The organism is Paenibacillus albidus (genome assembly GCF_014644435.1).
Lineage (GTDB): Bacteria > Bacillota > Bacilli > Paenibacillales > Paenibacillaceae > Paenibacillus_AQ > Paenibacillus_AQ albidus.
In genome coordinates, this window is the sequence record NZ_BMKR01000031.1 from 1 (window position 1) to 16,985 (window position 16,985).

General features: G+C 52.8%; 12 protein-coding genes. 2 read left to right on the forward strand and 10 right to left on the reverse strand.

All coding sequences use genetic code 11. The features are described from left to right. Positions 1-428: 428 nt before the first annotated feature. Positions 429-1,682 (forward strand): MFS transporter, encoded by a 1,254-nt coding sequence (locus IEY53_RS25750; RefSeq protein ID WP_189030093.1) that lies wholly within the window; start codon positions 429-431, stop codon positions 1,680-1,682. 15 nt (positions 1,683-1,697) lie between these two features. Here IEY53_RS25750 and IEY53_RS25755 read toward each other — a convergent pair whose 3' ends face one another. The 4 genes from IEY53_RS25755 to IEY53_RS25770 all read right to left on the reverse strand — a co-directional run bounded on the left by IEY53_RS25755 (position 1,698) and on the right by IEY53_RS25770 (position 6,126). Beyond that, the gene (locus IEY53_RS25755) at positions 1,698-3,566 is read right to left on the reverse strand and encodes a transglycosylase domain-containing protein (RefSeq protein ID WP_189030095.1); all 1,869 of its coding nucleotides are present in this window, start codon (positions 3,564-3,566) and stop codon (positions 1,698-1,700) included. After that, the gene (locus tag IEY53_RS25760; RefSeq protein ID WP_189030097.1) at positions 3,563-4,186 is read right to left on the reverse strand and encodes a hypothetical protein; all 624 of its coding nucleotides are present in this window, start codon (positions 4,184-4,186) and stop codon (positions 3,563-3,565) included. Before IEY53_RS25760 ends, IEY53_RS25755 begins: the two co-directional genes overlap by 4 nt. Before the next feature lie 94 nt (positions 4,187-4,280). Further along, the gene (locus IEY53_RS25765; RefSeq protein ID WP_189030099.1) at positions 4,281-5,399 is read right to left on the reverse strand and encodes a sensor histidine kinase; all 1,119 of its coding nucleotides are present in this window, start codon (positions 5,397-5,399) and stop codon (positions 4,281-4,283) included. Positions 5,400-5,418: 19 nt separating this feature from the next. Beyond that, positions 5,419-6,126 (reverse strand): response regulator transcription factor, encoded by a 708-nt coding sequence (locus IEY53_RS25770; RefSeq protein ID WP_189030101.1) that lies wholly within the window; start codon positions 6,124-6,126, stop codon positions 5,419-5,421. Between the two features lie 145 nt (positions 6,127-6,271). Here IEY53_RS25770 and IEY53_RS25775 point away from each other — a divergent pair, with 145 nt between their 5' ends. Further along, positions 6,272-7,546: a molybdopterin-dependent oxidoreductase gene (locus tag IEY53_RS25775; RefSeq protein WP_189030103.1), complete on the forward strand. Its 1,275-nt coding sequence runs from the start codon at positions 6,272-6,274 to the stop codon at positions 7,544-7,546. Positions 7,547-7,601: 55 nt separating this feature from the next. Here the strand turns inward: IEY53_RS25775 and IEY53_RS25780 are convergent, their stop codons facing one another. The 6 genes from IEY53_RS25780 to pcrA all read right to left on the reverse strand — a co-directional run bounded on the left by IEY53_RS25780 (position 7,602) and on the right by pcrA (position 16,957). Continuing rightward, complete coding sequence (locus tag IEY53_RS25780) at positions 7,602-8,528, reverse strand: hypothetical protein (protein ID WP_229696362.1); 927 nt, start codon at positions 8,526-8,528, stop codon at positions 7,602-7,604. 13 nt (positions 8,529-8,541) lie between these two features. Beyond that, positions 8,542-9,774, reverse strand: coding sequence for an ABC transporter permease (locus IEY53_RS25785; protein WP_189030105.1), 1,233 nt, complete (start codon positions 9,772-9,774; stop codon positions 8,542-8,544). Then, complete coding sequence (locus IEY53_RS25790) at positions 9,771-10,490, reverse strand: ABC transporter ATP-binding protein (protein ID WP_229696363.1); 720 nt, start codon at positions 10,488-10,490, stop codon at positions 9,771-9,773. The genes IEY53_RS25785 and IEY53_RS25790 overlap by 4 nt, the downstream gene beginning before the upstream one ends. Before the next feature lie 12 nt (positions 10,491-10,502). Beyond that, positions 10,503-12,209, reverse strand: coding sequence for an alkaline phosphatase (locus tag IEY53_RS25795; protein WP_229696364.1), 1,707 nt, complete (start codon positions 12,207-12,209; stop codon positions 10,503-10,505). Between the two features lie 208 nt (positions 12,210-12,417). Then, positions 12,418-14,430 carry an NAD-dependent DNA ligase LigA gene (ligA, locus tag IEY53_RS25800; RefSeq protein WP_189030109.1) on the reverse strand — a complete coding sequence of 671 codons (2,013 nt, stop codon included), beginning with the start codon at positions 14,428-14,430 and terminating at the stop codon, positions 12,418-12,420. Between the two features lie 169 nt (positions 14,431-14,599). Next, positions 14,600-16,957 carry a DNA helicase PcrA gene (gene pcrA / locus IEY53_RS25805; protein WP_189030111.1) on the reverse strand — a complete coding sequence of 786 codons (2,358 nt, stop codon included), beginning with the start codon at positions 16,955-16,957 and terminating at the stop codon, positions 14,600-14,602. Positions 16,958-16,985: the final 28 nt, after the last annotated feature.

Sequence of the window (16,985 nt, forward strand, 5' to 3'; positions counted from 1 at the left end):
CCTGAGCCAGGATCAAACTCTCCAATTAGTATTGAAAAGAGCGATTGCTCATTTTGAAACTGACGATTCATAAATGAATCTTGTAATCATTAACGCGTTCCATTTGTTCAGTTTTCAAAGAACTTGCTCCCGGCGTTTCGACATTCAGTCTTTAGCACAGGAATTAGATCATATCATGTTTCTTTACTTCTTGTCAACTTATTTCTTCATCGCGTTTGTTTCATTGTCGCAATGCCTCGTAAGCACAAGAGATAATATATCATGCGCAGATTTACTTTGCAACCCTTTTTTTATTAAATCAACAATTGACATATAATTACCGCTTTGAACGCACAAATCGGTTCCATAATTCTCCGGATGTGTCTACAATAAGATTTATCGTCCTTTTATTGTTTACATTAAATACTACCCATGCGGAAAGGAGCCCCATGACCAATAATAGAACCCATGCACTGCCTTCCAAAGGCACAGGTGCAGAAGATCGTAATTTACAACAGGCAACAATCTATCGTATCCTGCTGGCAGTCAGTTTTGTTCATTTGTTCAATGATTCCATCCAAGCTGTCATCCCGGCGATTTTCCCCATTCTAAAAGAGAATATGCTGCTCTCGTTCGCACAGATTGGCTGGATTTCCTTTGCCTTGAATATGACATCCTCGGTAATCCAGCCTATTATCGGGTATGCAGCGGACCGTAAACCCCGTCCCATTCTGCTCCCGCTGGGCATGTGCTGCACTTTTTTGGGTGTTCTGCTGCTGGCCTATGCGAATAATTATGTGCTGGTCTTGTTCTCGGTTATACTGGTTGGCTTCGGCTCAGCCGCCTTCCATCCCGAAGGGATGAGAGTGGCCCATATGGCGGCTGGACTGCGCAAGGGACTATCCCAATCTATTTTTCAGGTGGGCGGAAATGCCGGACAAGCGCTTGGTCCCATGCTGACCAAATGGATCTTCATCCCTTTCGGGCAGATTGGAGCCCTCGGCTTCACGATTTTTGCCGCTGCCGGGATTGCTGTCCAGAGCTATGTAGCACGCTGGTATCAGCAGATGCTGAATGACGGTTACACCTTTCGCAAAAAAGCTGCAGCCCGTTCGCTTGATCCTGCCCGCAGCAAAAGCATACTGACCGCCACCATTATTCTTGTGTTTCTTGTTTTTGTAAGATCATGGTACGGCGCTTCGATCGGCAGCTATTACTCCTTCTACTTAATGGAGAATTACAGCATGAAGCTGGACGATGCCCAGGTCTACATCTTTATGTACCTCGCAGCCGGGGCCGTGGGAACATTCTTCGGCGGACCGCTTGCAGACCGTTTCGGCCGGCGCAATCTCATTCTGCTCTCTATGGTGGGGACGGTTCCCTTTGCACTGGCCTTGCCTTTTGTAAGTCAATTCTGGGCAGCCATCCTGTTGCTGATTGGCGGATTCATTCTCCTGTCCAGCTTCTCAGTGACAGTTATTTACGCGCAAATGCTCTACCCGGGTAATATTGGAACCGTCTCAGGACTGATTACGGGGCTGGCCTTTGGGCTCGGCGGGATTGGCTCACTGGTGATTGGCAATCTTATCGATATTATGGGCATTACCACGGTGTTCATAGCCTGCGGCTTTCTGCCTTTGCTGGGTTTGCTTGCTCTGCTGCTACCCGGTGACGAAAAGCTCGAGCAATGGGCCTCGGAATAGGCCATCCTACCATTCCTAGCCGCCTCCTAAAGCCTTGCCTATGACTTGTGCAAACAACGCGGCCGCCACTCCGTTCCCCGCAGTCATATAGTTGTCTTTGTCCGTCCGGTCAAAGCCGATCCATACGGCTGCAGTATAGTGGGAGGCAAAGCCGGCAAACCATAGGTCCCGATTGGCCTTGCTGCTTACACCCGGCAGGTCCAATTGGGTTGTTCCTGTTTTCCCCGCTACCGGGATATTCAACCGTGCCCGCTTGCCGGTCCCTTCATTCACAGCCTGCCGAAGCATCATCGTTAAGCTCTCAGCTGTATTCAATGAAATTACCTGTTGGGGCAAAGAGACATGGGTGTACAGGACTCGGCCTTGGTTATCACTAATACTGCGCACCATATGTGCCTCGTTTAAGATTCCCCTGTTGGCAAAAACACTATAGGCCTGGGCCATTTTCAAGGGCGAAAATCCAGTATGCAAGCCACCGAGGGCAATCGGCAGATGGTTGTCTGCACTTGCCATCGCAAGACCAAGCTTGGCAGCAAAACCGCGGGCATAAGAGATCCCCACCTGCTTCAGCAGCCATACAGCCGGCGCATTAATGGATTGCTGAAGCGCCATCCTCATACTCACCTGCCCCCGGTATACTCCATTCAGATTCGCGGGACTGTAAGTCCCAAAGGCATTTTTGCGGTCTTGCAAGAGGCTGTCGGGAGAATAACGTCCACTTTCCAGCGCGGGCCCATAAACAATAATCGGTTTAAAAGCAGACCCCGGCTGTCTTGCATCGATCACCGCCCGGTTCAAACTGCCCGTGCTGGGATTACGCCCGCCCATCAAAGCAGCAACCTCACCGGTACGGTGGTCAATCATCACCATAGCCGCCTCCACCTGCCGGTCCTGTCCGTCCGGAGGGAAAAACTCCGCACGTGAGAAAGTCTGCTCCATGGCCCGCTGTGCACCGATATTCATGCCTGTCACAATGGTGTAACCGCCTGTCTGCAGCTCCTCTCTTGATTTCCCGGTAATCCGCACTGCCTCTTGCAGCGAGGCATCTATATAAGAGGCTCCTGCCACCTCAGCTTTAACAGCGGCCGGAGGCTGGTAACTCCGTTTCATAGCGGCCGCCATCTGCTCATATGTAATCAGGCCCTGCTGATGCATAATCCGCAAGACAAGCTCCCTTCTCTTCGTGGAGAGCTCGCTGTGCTCTGCCGGATTATAAAGGGAGGGACCTTTGGGTGTAGCCGCCAATGCGGCAATCTGCCAAATATCCAGATCTTTCAGATTGGATACGCCGAAGTAGCGCTCCGCTGCCGTTTGTACCCCGTATTGCCCTTGGCCCATATAAATCTGGTTAAGATACAGCTGCAAGATCTCTTTCTTGGACAGCCTCTTCTCCAAAGCCACAGCAATGGAAGCCTCATTAAGCTTGCGCAGCAGATTCTGCCCCCGGTCCAAGTAGAGCCCCCTGGCCAACTGCTGGGTGATGCTGCTCCCGCCCTCTGAAATCTTCATGCGGACCGTGTTGTTGAGAAATGCGCGGGCCATTCCCCGATAGTCCAGACCCTGATGGCTGTAAAAGCGGCGGTCTTCAACGGCCAAAAAGGTGTCGATAAGCAGCTGCGGCATTTCATCCAGCTGTGCAGTAATTCTATACCCCGATTCCGGCAGCGGAATCCTGCGTAGCACGGTTCCATCCGATGCGGTAATTTGGCTGGATTCCTGCAGAATCAGCTTCTCGGGATGGCGGCTCAGCATCAGCCCGCCGTATAGATGAATATAGAGCAGAAAGGCCAGCAGCAACACCGCGAGAAGCACCCCGACATCAAACCCGGCGTATCCTATACGCAGAAGGAGGCAACGCCAGGATCGTTTTTTACCACCGCTCATGACCGGCCATTCAGGTTCTCCAGGAACCGCTCCATTCCCATGGCTTCACGGGTTGCCATCTCAAGCTGTAGAGAAGCTCCCCCTGTTTCCTCTTCAGCCGCCGCTTCTGCCTCAGCGAGCAGACGTACCAGTGCCTTTGTCCTTAAAATAAGCGTCATCACTTCTTCGCTGTCCAGCTGATGCGCCTCCAACACTCCGGCTGAAACTGCCCTCGTATTCCATGTTTGCCCTTGCCTGTTCCGGTTGACTGTACGCAAATGGCCGGCCAGCTGCCCCAGTTCTCCACCCGAGATTACCGAAAGCTTCTCAAAAGAGCCTTTAACCGCTAACGCCTCACCGGCAAGCAGGAGTGCTTTCATATCTTCGGCGGTTTTTTGCGAACGCATCCAGAAGAGTCCTGCACTCCCCGCCATAAATAGGAAAAGGACGATTGGCGTCTTGCCAATATGATTGATAATCCAGTGGGTACACCGGACAAACAGCGCTTCTGATTCCGGTGTATAACGGGAATATATGATATGGAACATCCTCTGCACGGCAAAAAGGAACACTCCGCTAAGCAGAAGGCTGCCTCCGAATATATACAAATAGCTCAAACGCACCGTATGTAATTTTTTCAAAACGATCCCCTCCTTATGCAACGGGAGCCTCTCCCCATAACACAAGGATATCTTCCAAATCTTAAGAACCCCCCTGTAAGTTCTTAAGAATCCCTTAAGACTTCCCGTCCGGAGATAACGGAAAGCGGGTGATGAAGTCTGTCCGATACCGATCGCTTTGCGCTACAATTACACCCTGATGGCGTTCCACGATTCCTTTGGCAATAGCCAGTCCCAATCCCGAACCCCCGGTATGCTGCGATCTGGAGCGCTCTGCCCGGTAAAACCGTTCGAAGATATGCGGCAGATCGTTTTCTCCAATCATCTCCCCGAAATTACTGATCCGCACCACCGCTTCATCTCCTTCACGGCTCAGACCCATTTCCAGCTTCTTGCCCTCCCGGCCGTACCGGATTGCATTGGCAATCAAATTCTCATAAGCACGCACCAGTTCATAGGGAGCCGCCTCAATCCACAGGGATTCTGTCTGGTCCTCAAGCTCGTAAGTCATCCCTGCCTTGGACAACGCCGGAACCGATTCTTCTGCCAGCTGCCGCATAAACGCCTTCATATCCAAACGTTCCAGAACAAGCGGCAGCCCGCCGCTGTTGACCCGCGTATACTCGAATAAATCATCGATCAGTTTGCGCAGCACCAGTGATTTCTGATAGGCAATACTTACGTAATAGCGCATTTCTGTTTCTTCCCGGCAGCGGTCCTGCTCAATGTATTCCAAATACCCCAGAACAGAGGTCAGAGGAGTTCGTAAATCATGGGACACGCCGGTAATCAGCTCATTTTTAGACTGGACGGCCTTTCGTTCCTCCAGCAGGGAATGCTGGAGCCGCTCGGACATGATATTGATATTCTCGGCCAGTACACCCAGCTCATCCGCCGTGCGGACTTCAATCCGGTGCGACTCTCCAAGCCTTGTAATCTGCTGAATTCCGCGTGTGATCTCCTCCAGATACGAGACTATTTTGCGGGTATACATAAAAAAGAAAAACAGGAAGCTGATAATCCCGGTTGCGGTCAGCAAAGGGGTGGAACCAATATGGTTGATGATCCACTTCAGGATCAGAGAGTAGGGGGCCGATGGCGGAGCCGGATTCAAATAGACCATCGAGTTGACGAGCTGATAGCCTGTCGTAAGCAGCACTGCCCCTGATAATACGCTCAGCAGAAATGCCCAAATAAATTTCCAGCGGATGGTACTGATATATTTTGTATTCATTACAGGTTCACCTCACACTTTAGGACGGACCGTCCAGCTTGTAGCCAATTCCCCACACAGTCTGCACATAACAGGGCCGCTTGGAGTCCACCTCGATTTTCTCGCGGATATTGCGGATATGTACCATCACCGTATTGCCCCCATCCAAAAAAGGCTCATTCCAAATATTCCGGTAAATTTGCTCCATGCTGAGCACCTGACCTTGATGCCTGGCCAGCAGCTCCAGAATGGCAAACTCTCTGGGTGTCAGCTTCACCTTGCGGTTATCCACACTCACCTCATGCCTCAACGTATCAATGATCAAATCTTCAAAGACCAGCTCGTTGTCATTCCCCCTCACAGGAGCCTCTTGGTTGAATTTATGATACCGGCGCAGCTGTGATTTGGCCCGGGCCACCAGTTCCAGCGGATTAAACGGCTTCCCCACATAATCATCAGCGCCGATGCTGAGTCCGACAATTTTGTCCATATCGGAATTTTTGGCGGACAGCATAATGATCGGCATCTTCCGTTCCTCGCGGATCTTGATACAGGCGGCAATCCCGTCCATCTTTGGCATCATCACGTCGAGAATAATCAGATCCACCTCTTCCCTGTTCAGACAATGGAGGGCTTCGATGCCATCAGCGGCCTTGAGCAGCCGGTACCCCTCGTTGCTGAAATAAATATCCAGCAGGTCTACAATCTCTTGTTCATCGTCCACCAGCAGTATAGTTTCTTGTTTCACAGGCTTCGTTTCCTTTCTTCCTCTCTTTCCATTAGTCTATAAGAAATTCTTTGGAAAGGAAATTATTCAATGGCGAAGCTTTGCGGTACAATTAGTTAAAACTTAAATGAAAATGCCGATCTGAAATAAAGGGAGGGATTCACCGGTGAAAAAACCTTGGGCGGGAATTCGCAAAGGTTATGGAAAAAAGCTGGTCTCGATTCATGCCTGGAATGCCTGGCTGGTGTTACTGCTGTCCATAAGCGGTTTATTGCTGGTAGGCGGGTTCTGGCGCGAGGTGCTCGGTGAAGGGCGGGTATGGCTCAAGTGGGCACATATTGCCGTCGGACTTGTCCTGCTTATTCCTGTCGTTTATTATTTGCTGCTTGCCGCCAAACATTGGAAGCGGCTTGCGGGGAAACCCTCCCAAAAGGCCAATGTGGTCTTTGTATTAGTGCTGCTGGTTGGTTGGATCCTATCCGGCCTTGTACTCTGGCAATTCAGGCTGGCCGGCCCGAAAGCCGCCAATGCGGCGCTCCTGATTCATGATCTTCTGACCTGGGTCGGCCTTCCCGTAATCATCTACCATTCCATTACCCGGACCAAATGGCTGAAAGAGCCGCAGAAACGTTCCATCCGCCCCGAACCAAACACTGCTGGGGAAAAGGCCCCGGGCGAGGTTGGGCGCAGCCATCCGGACTCATCAGAACCCCAGCCTGTATACTCGCGCCGCGGATTTATCAAGATTGCCGTCGGTGCAGGACTGGCCGTTACTCTGGGACCCACCTTTGTGCGGTGGATCGGCAAATCCTTGCAGCTTCCGGGTACGGCAGATTATCTGGCCGATAATGCCAACCGTCTGCTTCCTGAACCCGTGCCCTCGGCAAAGTCCGTTCCGCCGGTCGGAGGAGGTGCAGAGGGGAACTTTCGCGTGTATACAGTAACAGACATTCCGGCTTTTGATAACACGAACTGGTCCTTTACAATCGATGGTCTGGTGGACAAGAAATTAAGCTGGAACTGGGAACAGTTCGTGCAGCTGCAGCGTGAGGTTCAGGTGAGTGATTTCCACTGTGTCACGGGCTGGTCGGTCTATAAAAACACCTGGGAGGGCATCCCCCTCTCCAAGCTGCTGGATATGGCGGGTGTTCAAACGAAGGCGGTGATGGTGAAGCTGTATTCGGGCGATGGCGTATACACGGACTCCCTGACCCTGGAGCAGGCCCGCATGGAGGATATTATGGTCGCAGTGATGCATGACGGCAAGCCCATTCCGAACCAGCTGGGCGGACCGGTCCGCCTTATCACTCCCCAAATGTATGCCTACAAGTCCGTAAAATGGCTGAACCGGATTGAACTGATTGAAGAGGAGCATATCGGATACTGGGAGCAGCGGGGTTATGACATTGATGCGTGGATACCCGGTGCGAAGCGGGTATAGACGAAGCAAAACCTCCGTCACCCCAGAGTGGGTGGCGGAGGTTTTGGTATTAGCTCTACAATGGAGTGAACGAAGCATCATATAGTCGGAACATGGTTTTGTAACCGGACTCGTCAATCTTGATGCCTACGTCCAGGCGCCCTGTAATTTGCAGAGGATCGGAAGTGTGCCTGAGCTTGCTGCCTTCAGGTACAAAAACGATCATAATCTTGTTCCAATACGTCTCATCCCCATTATCAAAGGGGCATTCCGCACCCGGCTCCGGGATCAGCAGAAACCAGTTTTTCTCAAAGGAAAGGACTTCGCCCATAAAACCTTTAATTGTAACTTCACTTCCGCTAAGGTCCCAGAACTGCTCCGAGGGCCGGGTCTGATCACTCCCATCAAAAAATCCACCCCACTCAATCGCTGGAGGACCATCAGCTGAAGGTGCGTTCTGACTCTGCACATCCTGGGACGGGCTTGCGGCCGGTTGTACAGTTGCAGTCGGTGCCGGTGGGGTTTCCTTCTCAACCGTGTCACTCTTAGCCCCGCTGGCAGAGACCGGGGACGGCGGGGCTTCCGACTCCTTCGGCACAGGCTGCTTTTTGGTTACAGGTGGTATAGAAGGCGTTTCTTTGGGAGGAACTGTGGCGACCATAGTAGGAACAGGCTCCTGAGTGGCCGGCGGAGATGATGTTGCCTTTGCTGATGACAGTGGTGCAGGTACCAGTGATGCCGCTGCTTTCTCCGCTTTAGGAGCCGCTGACACAACGTCTGAGTTAGCGGCAGCTGTCTGTGAGGGCACCGCAGGAGCCGGTGTCTGTACCTTGTGCGACCCAGCACCAGCCCCCTCCACCACTGCCTCTACATTCTCCTCCCGGACGGCAGCAAAGGATTCCCCTTGCCCTTCCGCCATCCTGTCCTGGCCACACGCCTGAAGCAAAAGCATACTTAAAACGGTGCCCGTCAACAAAATCAGCCTTCCTTGAAATCTATTCAACTGAGTTTACCTCCTAGGATTTGAACAAAGCCAACGGATGAAGACGGTACATTCGGAAAGCAGGACCCAAGGAGGCCAGCAAACCGACAGAAAGCGTACCGGCTGCAATGAGCCAATGCTCTGCCGTCCAGTGATAGGGGTTGATCTGAATGCCCGCTTGCGCAAAAAGGGTGTCTTGCAGCAAATAAGCTCCAGCATGGCCCAGAAGCAAGCCGAGCACGAGGCCTACCATCGTCACCAGCAGGCCTTCACTGGTCAAGCTCATCCAGACATAAGCTCTGGATTTGCCGAGCAGACGCAGCAGCCCCACATCCTTGGTACGTTCTCCAACGGCAGCAACCAGGGACAAGAGAATCGTTATGGCAGCCAAAAAGACACACAATGCCGTCAATATCCCCAGCAGCCGCGACCCCTGATCCACCGCATTCAGCACCTCCGATACCGCTTGGCTGGTATATGCCGCCTGAACCCCGTTGCTTCCATCAAATAATTCCTTCAGATCATGAGCCCCGAGCAGACTGACGGGCTTGACCAGCACTGCTGTAATTTCACGCTTTTCCTGGCTAAGACCATGCACAGCCCACGCATAATCGACTGTCGTAAATACGGCACGGTCATCGGAGGTCTGGAGTGGGGGGAGGATACCCGCAACGGTATAATGAAAGCTTTCATGAGCATGCTCCTCGCCACCTTCATGCTCTTCCTCTTCTGCATGCCCAGTCTCCAGGCTTCCATGATCCGCCTCCTGCACAAGTCCGTGCGCACCTGAGAACGTATCCCCTACTTGCAGCCCCAGGGATTTGGCCACATACGAACCAATGATAGTTTCACCAGTATGCTCGTACAGTGAACCTTCCTGCAGATTACGGCCGCCATAACGGGTGACAAAGTACCCGGGATCGATCCCGACAATGGGGAACCCGTTATAATTATCGCCCGTGGTCATGGCAAAAGCCTGATCCACCTCATCATCCTGCTGTACCTGCTCCAGAATAGAGAGAGGTATGTTCCCTGTCGGTGCTCCGATGTGATAAAAGGTGTTCAGCACCAGCTGGGTTTCACTTCCCGCTGCCCCGATCACCAGATCAAACGGTCCGTACCCTTTTTTTGCACCTTGCTCCACACTTTCCCTCGACAGGGTCAGCAGGACGATAAAGGCAACAGTTACCGCAACCGCACAGACGGTTAAGAGTGACAGGAAACGCCGATGCATGACGTTGCGGATCGTTAACCGGAAGAGGCTCATAACAGTACCTCTTCCCGTGTGGTCCGGCCTGTCGTCTGCATGGCGGCCGATGCTCTCCGGACCCGGTTAACGTCTTGAATATTTAGACATTTCGGAAACCTGCTCGCCATGTTGAGATCATGGGTAACCACAAGCAAGGTATGCCCCTGGGAAACGCTCAGCTCCAAGAGCAGCTCAGCTATTCCGTCTGCCGTCTCCCAATCCAGACTGCCAGTCGGCTCATCCGCCAACAGAAGCGGCGGCTCATTCACAAGCGCCCGTATAATTGCTACCCGCTGCTGCTGGCCCCTGGAGAGCTGAGAGGGCAGAAACTGCCCGCGGTCCTGAAGCCCTACCCGCTCGAGCCAAGAGTCGATCAGCGCTTTTTTCTCCTTGGGAGGTTTCCGGAAGGTCATGGCCATCTCCACATTTTGTCTTGCCGTCAGCGAGGGAATGAGGTGGAAATCCTGGAGCACATAACCGATCGTAGCGGCCCGGAACGCATCGCGTCCGGCCTCAGACAGCTCATGCAGCGGCTGTCCATTCACAGAAATCCTGCCGCTGTCCGCGCGCAGGATTCCGCTGATCAGATGAAGAAGAGTGCTTTTACCGGAACCGCTGGGTCCGGTAATCGCCACATTCTCCCCTTTTTCAATACGCCACTCAGGTATATCCAGAATCGGCACCTCTCTGCCATCCATACGAAATTGCTTCTTCAAGGCTTGAACTTGCAGCAAGACACTTCCCTCCTATCGCAATGCAATTCGTTCGGAAAGTGCATCCCATTTCAGGGTAGTCCCCTTCAATTGACTGAAGGTACTCAGCGGAAGATACAGCACGCCATTGTCAACATCAACTGTAGAGGTGGCAGCTTTGCCGTTAAGTTTGACCGTCTTGTCCGTAAGATTAATGTCTACCGTATTCTTTTGCAGGCTCAGCTTTGCCGTCGCTTTGTCTCCTTTGTAGGTTCCGCCCAATGCTTTGATCAAAGCTTCCGCAGGATAAAGCACTTCATTGTCACGGCTGACTTTAAATTTAGGGTACACATATTTGGATTGCAGCTCCTGGGACCGCTTGTTCAAATCAACACCCAGAATGGCCGCGCCGGCTTTGGCAATTTGCGTATTGTCGATCTGTCCCTTAATTTGATCCGCTATCGGACCATAAGCCCATACTCCTACATCGACTGCGGAGTGGCCATGACCGGACCAGCCCACCAGCAGACGTTTGGAGATTACCGCATTGTAGGCCCCTTCACGTTTGTAGGAGGACCCGTCTCCCGCCATAATTTGTTGAATCTCTTCATCCGTAAGGTCGGTGATCCACGTATTCCCGGTTACGATGCTGCGGATTTCCTCTGGCGTTTTTGCCGCTTCAAGAGCAGCGGCCAGCGTTTCGGAGGAATGCTTTTGTTTATCCCAAAGATCTATATTAATCTCATAGATATTGTCGCGGGATAAGGAAAGACCGCCCGTTTCGTGGTCGGCCGTGACCACAACGGAGGTATTGCCGTTCTTTTTGGCAAATTCAATCGCCGTTTTGAAAGCGGCATCGAAGTCCAGCGCCTCCTGCACAAGGGTTGGCAGATCGTTGGCATGACCGGCATGGTCGATACGCCCGCCCTCAATCATCATGACGAAACCTTCTTTATCGGCGGACAAAATGTTAAGTGCCTTGGAAGTCATCGCCGCCAGACTTGGCGTCTCAGCCGTACGGTCCGGAACATAAGCAACATGGGAGTTGCCGAACAAGCCCAGCACCTTGGTATTTTTCGAGGTAAGGGCGTTTAAGCCTGCGGCATTCTCAACAATCTTGTATCCTTTGGCCTGAAAGTCAGGCAGAATGTTTTTGTCGGTACGTTTGCCTTTTTCGTCTTTGGTGACAAAAAATTGCTTGCCTCCGCCCATCAGCACATCAACGCCGCTCTCCAGATACTGTGAGGCGATCGCCGATTCATTGTCACGGCTGCGGACATGGGAAGCATAGACAGCAGGTGTGGCATGGGTAATACGCGCTGTTGTCACGAGCCCTGTGGCTTTGCCGCTACTCTCAGCAGCTTCTATAACGGAGGCAAAAGGCTTGGATACATCTTCGTTGGAGACACTGATACCCGCGTTATAGGTTTTGTGCCCTGTGGCAAATGCGGTGCCGGCTGAAGCGGAGTCGGTTACAATCCCCGATACGACTGTATCTCCGTCTTCCCCACGGTCGGCGTATGTAGTCGCTTGTCCTACGTAATAAGGATCAAGATTGAGGTGGCTTGCCCCTTTGGTATACTGCTGATAATATCTGGCAGCGGAAATTTGGGCAGGTCCCATGCCATCCCCAATCAGAACAATCAGATTCTTGGATTGGGCTTTGGCAGCCCCTCCTGTACTTGTACCTTGCGATGCTCCAACCAGTGTAGCGCCAGATACTACAGCTACAGTCAATCCGCCAATAACCATGCTTTTCATAAGCCTGTTCATCGTATATCGTATACCCCTTCCTCATGATAGAGTTCTAACCCCATTCTATCTTGGAAAAGTCAGGGAATTGTTAAATCAAGCCTGTTATAGTATTAAATTAGCAACTGTTCATATAAAATACAAAAAGTCCCTTGGCTTTTCGCGGTGAAGCGAAATAACCAAAGGACTTATAGGCATTGCTACTAACGGCCAAAGATTAACTTTCCAGAAGCCTGATTAATTCTTCCTCATCATCAATGACCTGAATACCCAGCTGCTGGGCTTTGGCCAGTTTGCTGCCTGCTTTTTCACCGGCGATAACAATGTCCGTTTTCTTAGATACACTCCCGGAAACTTTAGCTCCCAGAGCCTCCAGACGTTCTGCCGCTTCTTCGCGGGTCAGCTTGGTCAAGGATCCGGTTAAGACGACGGTTTTGCCGCTGAAGAAAGAATCGGTGTTGACCACACGCGGCGCTTCCGGAGCCTTCGCTTCTACTCCCAGCTCCAGCATGCGCTGAATACTCGTCACAACAAATGGATCTGCAAAAAAGCCAACGATGCTCTCCGCCACAATCCCGCCGATATCCGGCAGCTCGGTCAATTCCTCGGCAGTGGCCTTCATTACAGCCTGAAGATCATGGTAATGCTCCGCGAGCATCCGGGTTGTGGCTTTGCCAGTGTTCGGTATCCCCAAAGCGTACAGGAAGGAGGCGAGATCGCGCCCTTTACTGTCTTCCAGCGCCTTCAGCAGATTCTCGGCTTTGCGTTCCCCGAAACGCTCCAGCTTCACCAGCTGCTCAAAAGTCAACTCGTACAAATCCGCAGGCTCATGGACATTCAGTTCATCATGCAGCTGTCCGGCAGTCTTGTCGCTGAAGGTCTCAATATCCATGGCATCCCGTGAGGCAAAATGCGTGATCCGGCTAATAATCTGCGGCCTGCAGTTAAGCTTGTTGTTGCAGAACAAATGCGCACCGCGCATTTCAAGGGGGAATCCGCAAGCCGGACAGCTCTCGGGGAAGATGATCTCCCCGCCGTCGCTTTCTTCCGTCACCTTGCCCAGGATCTCCGGAATGACATCGTTGGAACGGCGGATGAATACCCGGGTTCCCAGTGCATGCTTCAGATTCTTGCGTTCAATATCGCCGACATTGTTCAGCGTACAGTTCTGCACGGTTACTCCGGCCAGCTCTACCGCTTCAACCCGGGCCAACGGCGTTACTTTCCCCGTACGGCCTACGTTCCAGGAGACGGATTCCAGGATGGTCGTCGTTTCCTCTGCCTCAAATTTATAAGCCACTGCCCAGCGCGGGAATTTATCCGTATACCCCAGCGCTTCCCGAATCCGGAAATCGGTAACCTTGATCACCGCACCATCAATAAGGTAATCCAGTCCGGCCCGGCTCTCTTCGATCTCGGCCAGCTGCTCGGTAACATCATCAAAGGTCTCGAAATAGGTGAGATAAGGATTCACTTTAAAACGGTTCTTGCGCAGGAAATCCATCATCTCCCGATGATCCGCAAACTGTACCCCTTCGGCATAGCCTACATTATAAAAAAATGCGTTCAGCCTGCGGCTGGCTGTCGTCTTCGGGTTCAGGTTGCGCAGCGCCCCCGCAGCCCCGTTGCGCGCATTCTTCAGCGGCTCCGCTGCACGGGAGTTGTAATCGGCAAGGACCGAAAGGTTCATGATCCCTTCACCCTGTACTTCAATAACCCCTTCCTTGAACGGAATCGTTAAAGGCACCGACTTAATCGTCTTGACCTGGGCAAGTATGCCTTCACCCGTTACCCCATTCCCCCGTGTTGCCGCCTGCACCAGCTCACCGTCACGGTAGGTCAGATTAAGCGTCAAGCCGTCGAATTTCAATTCTACGGCATAACAAGGCACTGGCAGGGGATGCTCCGGGTTCTTGGTGTTGTAATCGGCCACTAGCTTAAGCACACGTGCATTCCAGGTGCGCAGCTGTTCGATATTCTGCGCTTTGTCCAGACTCCAGAGCGGTGAAAGGTGGCGATGTGGTGTAAAACCCTTGAGCAGTTCACCACCGACACGCTGGGTAGGCGAATTCGGCAGCACGATTCCGCTCTCCGCCTCTAACGCGACGAGCTTGTCATAAAGGGCATCATATTCCTTGTCGCTGATTTGGGGTGCATCCAGTGTGTAGTATTGATAATTGTGCTGATTCAGCTCGGCCACAAGCTCTTCCATCGTTTGCATCACATCCATCTGTGTACATCCCTCCGTCAATTAGGTTCCTAAGCTTCGCTGCAGACTTATATATATTCCTTCATTGCCCAAAAGAACGCTGCACAATCGCATCAGGCGCGGATAAATCCGCGTCCAGGCGGCTACAGTTGCAGCAGCAAAGCCTCGTGACGTCATACCAAAGGGCGGCTTATTCGACCTTGGTGATAGGTGCAAACCCGGCTAGCAGCCGTTTCACTCCGGTCGGTGCAGGAAAAGCAATCTGCAGCTCCGTATCGTTGCCGGTCCCTTTGACGGACACCACGGTGCCAATGCCCCATTTGCCGTGGGACACTTTGTCGCCGGCGGTGTAACCTCCGGCCGCCGCAGCCCCCGCACCGGGAGCGCGCACCGCTCCCCCGGAAGTCACGGTCACGCGGCTTTTGCCGGCCGCCGCTGACGCGGTGCTTCCGCCAAGCCCGGCGGTGTCCCCGCCGGATGGCGTTGCCGTTGCGGCTCCGGACCGGCCGCCGAAGTTCCCCCGGCCGCCGCCGCTGAAGCCGCGGCCGCCATAGGCACCGCCGACCTCCGCGCCTCCGCGCCGGAAGCGGTCCGAGGCCGAGCCCGTATCTTCCTTGAGTTCCTCCGGAATCTCCTCCAGGAAGCGCGACGGCGGATTCGCCGTCGTCCGCCCGAACAGCGTCCGCATCCGCGCGCAGGAGAGAAACAATTGTTTCTCCGCGCGCGTGATGCCTACATAAGCTAGCCGGCGCTCTTCTTCCAGCTCATCGTTGTCCTGGAAGGCCCGGCTGTGCGGGAATACCCCTTCTTCCAACCCGATAATAAAGACGGTCGGGAACTCCAGACCTTTGGCGCTGTGCATCGTCATCAGCACCACAGCATCACTGCGGTCTTCTTCATCGTCATTCACGCTGTCGATGTCTGCGATCAGTGCAAGGTCCGTGAGGAAGGAGACCAGAGACTTGTCCTCGTTGTTTTTCTCAAATTCCATAGTCACTGAGATAAACTCGTCGATATTCTCCAGCCGTGAGCGGGACTCCAGCGTGTTCTCATTCTGCAGCTCCAGACGGTATTGGGACAATTCGAGAATCTTCTCCGTCAGCTCGGTCACGGACAGGAACTCGACCATGCGGTGGAGCGCTTCGATCATATCGTAGAATTCCACCAGCATATTGCGCGTACGTCCGGCAAAGCCGAGATCGTCCACCGTTTCCAGCACCCGGAAGATCGAGACTCCGCGTTCACCGGCAGCCGCAGCCAGTTTCCCAACCGTCGTATCCCCAAGCCCCCGTTTCGGAACATTGATGATCCGGGTCAGGCTGATATCATCATCCGGGTTGGACAGCAGACGAAGATAAGCGAGCAAATCCTTGATCTCTTTACGGTCATAGAACTTGATGCCGCCCACGATTTGGTAGGGAATATCCGATTTGATCAGAATTTCCTCGATAACCCGGGACTGCGCATTGGTCCGGTAGAGGATGGCGTGGTTCTGGTATTTCTGGCCCTGCTTGACGTTTTTGCTGATCTCTCCGGTGACAAAATACCCTTCATCATGCTCCGAGTCTCCGCGGAACACCTTGATCTTGGGTCCTTCTTCGGAGTCCGTCCACAGCTTCTTCGGCTTGCGGCCGGTGTTCAGGGCAATAACGCCATTGGCGGCGTTCAGGATATTCGAGGTGGACCTGTAATTCTGCTCCAGCAGAATCGTCTTGGCTTCGGGATAATCCTCTTCGAAGTTCAGAATGTTCGTAATATCCGCTCCACGCCAGCGGTAAATGGACTGGTCGCTGTCCCCTACGACACAGATCCGGTGGTGACTGTCAGCAAGCATGCGGCACAGCATATACTGCGCTCTGTTCGTATCCTGATACTCATCCACATGGATATATTTGAACTTCTTCTGATAGAAGTCCAGTACCTCTGGAACCTCTTTGAATAATTCAATCGTCTTCATAATCAGATCGTCAAAATCCAGTGAGTTGTTGCTCCGCAGCCGTCTCTGGTACATCGCGTATACCTTGGCAATAAGCCCCTCGAAATAATCGCCGACCTTTTGCTCATACTGCGCAGGCGTAATCAGCTCGTTCTTCGACGCACTGATCACGGCCTGTATGGCCTTGGGTTCAAACTTCTTCGTGTCTATGTTCAGTTCCTTCATACAATTACGAATTACGGACAGCTGGTCCGTCGAATCGAGGATCGAAAAATTGGAGGTGAAGCCAATCCGTTCAATATCCTTGCGCAGAATACGCACACACATGGAGTGAAAGGTGGATACCCAGATGTCCCTTCCTTCAGAGCCGACCAGCTTGGATACACGCTCCTGCATCTCCCTGGCGGCTTTGTTGGTGAAGGTAATAGCGAGAATCGCCCAAGGCGGAGCTTTGCGGTTCGCAATGAGCCAGGCGATCCGGTGGGTAAGCACACGGGTCTTGCCGCTGCCCGCTCCCGCCATAATGAGCAGTGGCCCCTCCGTGGCTTCAACAGCCTGACGCTGCGGAGGATTCAGCCGGCTTACGGCTTCTTGTATACTAACAAGTTGCATGTATAACATGCTCCTTTCTAATCTGGGT

What these genes read in the sequence shown, in the direction of transcription:
- IEY53_RS25765 (WP_189030099.1), bottom strand. Translation starts at nt 5,399, where the DNA reads ATGAATACAAAATATATCAGTACCATCCGCTGGAAATTTATTTGGGCA.
- IEY53_RS25750 (WP_189030093.1), top strand. Translation starts at nt 429, where the DNA reads ATGACCAATAATAGAACCCATGCACTGCCTTCCAAAGGCACAGGTGCA.
- pcrA (WP_189030111.1), bottom strand. Translation starts at nt 16,957, where the DNA reads ATGCAACTTGTTAGTATACAAGAAGCCGTAAGCCGGCTGAATCCTCCG.
- IEY53_RS25755 (WP_189030095.1), bottom strand. Translation starts at nt 3,566, where the DNA reads ATGAGCGGTGGTAAAAAACGATCCTGGCGTTGCCTCCTTCTGCGTATA.
- IEY53_RS25795 (WP_229696364.1), bottom strand. Translation starts at nt 12,209, where the DNA reads ATGAAAAGCATGGTTATTGGCGGATTGACTGTAGCTGTAGTATCTGGC.
- ligA (WP_189030109.1), bottom strand. Translation starts at nt 14,430, where the DNA reads ATGGATGTGATGCAAACGATGGAAGAGCTTGTGGCCGAGCTGAATCAG.
- IEY53_RS25785 (WP_189030105.1), bottom strand. Translation starts at nt 9,774, where the DNA reads ATGAGCCTCTTCCGGTTAACGATCCGCAACGTCATGCATCGGCGTTTC.